Raw genomic sequence first — 2,864 nt, forward strand, 5'->3', positions numbered from 1 at the left:
GTGCTCGCACCGCATAACACAAAGTGAACAGGCTGAAAAACCCAAACGAGACGGAAGAAAAATTGAGTTAGGGAACAGGGATAAAAAAGGGAAAATGGTGGATGGTACTGGGTTCGAACCAGTGACCCCCGCCTTGTAAGGGCGGTGCTCTCCCAGCTGAGCTAACCATCCACTGAAGAGACTTGCTACTGTAACTTTAGGGAAAGTGGTGGATGGTACTGGGTTCGAACCAGTGACCCCCGCCTTGTAAGGGCGGTGCTCTCCCAGCTGAGCTAACCATCCGTTGCTTTCCTCCCTTGCCGTGCTGAGCTTGGCAAGTGGAGGCGTATTATAGGGAGGCTCAGTTGACTGTCAACTCTAATTTTGAAATTCCCGGTCAAGTGCGCAAAAAGCCATCCAAGCGTCGAAAAAGTCGACTTTAACGGCGGAAATTCCACCGTTCGCCATCAGATCCCATGCACAGATGGGCAGATGCCGCCAGGGCTGATAAAATACGGCAAACTTTTTCTCCACAGGAAGACAAACAATATGACAGTGGTCACTCGATTCGCACCCAGCCCGACGGGTTATTTGCATGTGGGCGGTGCCCGCACGGCGCTTTACTCCTGGCTTTATGCAAAAAGCCAGGGCGGCAAATTTATCTTGCGGATTGAGGACACTGATATTGAACGTTCGACCCAGGATGCCATTGACGCCATTCTTGAGGGAATGAGCTGGCTGGGGCTGGATTGGGATGAGGGCCCTTACTATCAGACCAAGCGTTTCGACCGCTACCGTGAAGTCATTCAGAAACTGCTGGAGGAAGGCAAAGCCTATAAATGCTATTGCTCCAGGGAAAGGCTGGAAACATTGCGTGAAGAACAGATGGCAGCAGGGCAGAAGCCAAAGTATGACGGTAAATGCCGACATGGGGTTGAGCAGGACGGACCCTTTGTCGTGCGTTTTAAGAACCCGACCGACGGCAAGGTGGTCATCGAGGACCATATCAGGGGGAATATCGAGATCGCCAACAGCGAGCTGGACGATCTGATTATCCAGCGCAGCGACGGCACGCCTACCTATAACTTCTGCGTGGTGGTGGACGACTGGGATATGGGCATTACCCATGTGGTGCGGGGCGAGGATCATATCAACAATACGCCTAGGCAGATCAATATCCTCAAGGCACTGGGGGCGCCCCTGCCAGAGTACGCCCATGTGTCCATGATCCTGGGTGATGACGGTAAAAAACTGTCAAAACGCCATGGGGCGGTGGGTGTGATGCAATACCGGGACGATGGATTTCTGCCGCAGGCGTTGCTGAACTACCTGGTGCGCCTGGGCTGGTCCCATGGTGATCAGGAAATTTTCAGCCTGGAGGAGATGATTGAGCACTTCAGCCTGGATGCCATCGGCCAGTCTGCCTCTGCCTTCAACACCGAAAAGCTTGTCTGGTTGAATCAGCATTATATTAAAAGCCTGCCGGCAGAAGAGGTGGCAAGATACGCCAAATGGCATTTCGATCAAGCTGGTATTGATGTCAGCCAGGGACCCAGCCTGGAGCAGTTGCTTGAGATCCAGGCTGATCGGGTCAAGACCCTCAAGGAACTGGCCCAAGTCAGCCGCTATTTCTATGAAGAGTTTGACGAGTTTGACGAGAATGCTGCCAAGAAGCATCTGCGTCCGGTGGCAGCCGAGGCGCTGGAACGGGTCAAAACCAAGCTGCTGGCCATAGAGAACTGGAACCCCGCCAGTATCCACGACGCTATCAATAGCGCAGCCGAGGAATTGGGGCTGGGTATGGGTAAAGTGGGTATGCCATTACGGGTGGCCGTAACCGGATCGGGCAATTCCCCCTCCTTGGATATCACCTTGAATTTACTGACAAAGCCCCAGGTAGAACAGCGTTTGGACAAAGCGCTCATTTATATAGCAAACAGAGCCAATAGTTAAAAAAACCGTTGACAGAGAATAGGGGGGTGCCTAGAATGCGCCCCGCTGTCACGGAACGGCATGTATGAAGACGGGGCTATAGCTCAGCTGGGAGAGCGCTTGCATGGCATGCAAGAGGTCGGCGGTTCGATCCCGCCTAGCTCCACCAAGTCTTTCATCAAATCAGAAATTGCGTAGGGTTAGGTAGTCGGGTAACCGTCTCACCACCTGGCAGAACTGTAAGGAAGAGGTCGCTCAGTTCGCTGGCTCACTTCACCTTACAGAAAATCTGCGAAGCAGTGCTTCGCAAAGAAGATTTTCTGTCCCCTTCGTCTAGAGGCCTAGGACACCGCCCTTTCACGGCGGTAACAGGGGTTCGAATCCCCTAGGGGACGCCAATTCTGATGAGTGAGTTCCGACGGTTATCCTGAAAGCGAAAAATTCGGGGCTATAGCTCAGCTGGGAGAGCGCTTGCATGGCATGCAAGAGGTCGGCGGTTCGATCCCGCCTAGCTCCACCAAATTTCCAGGGATAGCAGACCAGTAGTTACCAAGCCTAGTTGGTAGCGCAGAAAGAAAGATTTCTGTCCCCTTCGTCTAGAGGCCTAGGACACCGCCCTTTCACGGCGGTAACAGGGGTTCGAATCCCCTAGGGGACGCCATATTGTTAGTTTGCAATTGACGGCTGTCAGTTTGCAGAAAAAAGACCGCAAGGTTCTTTTAAATTTAGCTACCAAGCCTAGTTGGTAGCACAGAAAGTAAGATTTCTGTCCCCTTCGTCTAGAGGCCTAGGACACCGCCCTTTCACGGCGGTAACAGGGGTTCGAATCCCCTAGGGGACGCCAAATAAAAAGCCCCCGCTCGCCAGAGCGGGGGCTTTTTATTTGTTGTTTCCGCGTGGGATGACGAACCCCTCGGTTCGACTGGTTCGTCTGGAGCGAACCAGGACAGCCG

At 53.2% G+C, this 2,864-nt stretch carries 1 protein-coding gene and 7 tRNA genes; 6 read left to right on the top strand and 2 right to left on the bottom strand.

Going from position 1 to position 2,864, the window contains the following annotated elements; all coding sequences use genetic code 11:
- Window positions 1-95: 95 nt before the first annotated feature.
- Both J0A66_RS07985 and J0A66_RS07990 read right to left on the bottom strand, forming a co-directional pair.
- Window positions 96-171 (bottom strand) — tRNA-Val (locus tag J0A66_RS07985).
- Between the two features lie 35 nt (window positions 172-206).
- Window positions 207-282 (bottom strand) — tRNA-Val (locus J0A66_RS07990).
- 246 nt (window positions 283-528) lie between these two features.
- On the opposite strand from J0A66_RS07990, the gene gltX reads away from it, so the two are divergent.
- From gltX to J0A66_RS08020, 6 genes are all read left to right on the top strand, one after another.
- Entirely contained in the window at window positions 529-1,932 is a 1,404-nt protein-coding gene (gene gltX / locus J0A66_RS07995) for a glutamate--tRNA ligase (RefSeq protein ID WP_206573261.1), read from the top strand.
- A gap of 72 nt (window positions 1,933-2,004) precedes the next feature.
- Window positions 2,005-2,080: transfer RNA gene (locus J0A66_RS08000), tRNA-Ala, on the top strand.
- 153 nt (window positions 2,081-2,233) lie between these two features.
- A tRNA-Glu gene (locus J0A66_RS08005) sits at window positions 2,234-2,309 on the top strand.
- Window positions 2,310-2,355: 46 nt separating this feature from the next.
- Window positions 2,356-2,431, top strand: a tRNA-Ala gene (locus J0A66_RS08010).
- Between the two features lie 65 nt (window positions 2,432-2,496).
- Window positions 2,497-2,572: transfer RNA gene (locus tag J0A66_RS08015), tRNA-Glu, on the top strand.
- A gap of 107 nt (window positions 2,573-2,679) precedes the next feature.
- Window positions 2,680-2,755 (top strand) — tRNA-Glu (locus tag J0A66_RS08020).
- The last annotated feature ends 109 nt before the right edge of the window (window positions 2,756-2,864 follow it).

This window comes from Bowmanella dokdonensis, assembly GCF_017254865.1.
GTDB classification, from domain to species: domain Bacteria; phylum Pseudomonadota; class Gammaproteobacteria; order Enterobacterales; family Alteromonadaceae; genus Bowmanella; species Bowmanella dokdonensis.

Coding starts and splice junctions, on each gene's coding strand:
- gltX (WP_206573261.1), top strand. CDS start 529: ATGACAGTGGTCACTCGATTCGCACCCAGCCCGACGGGTTATTTGCAT.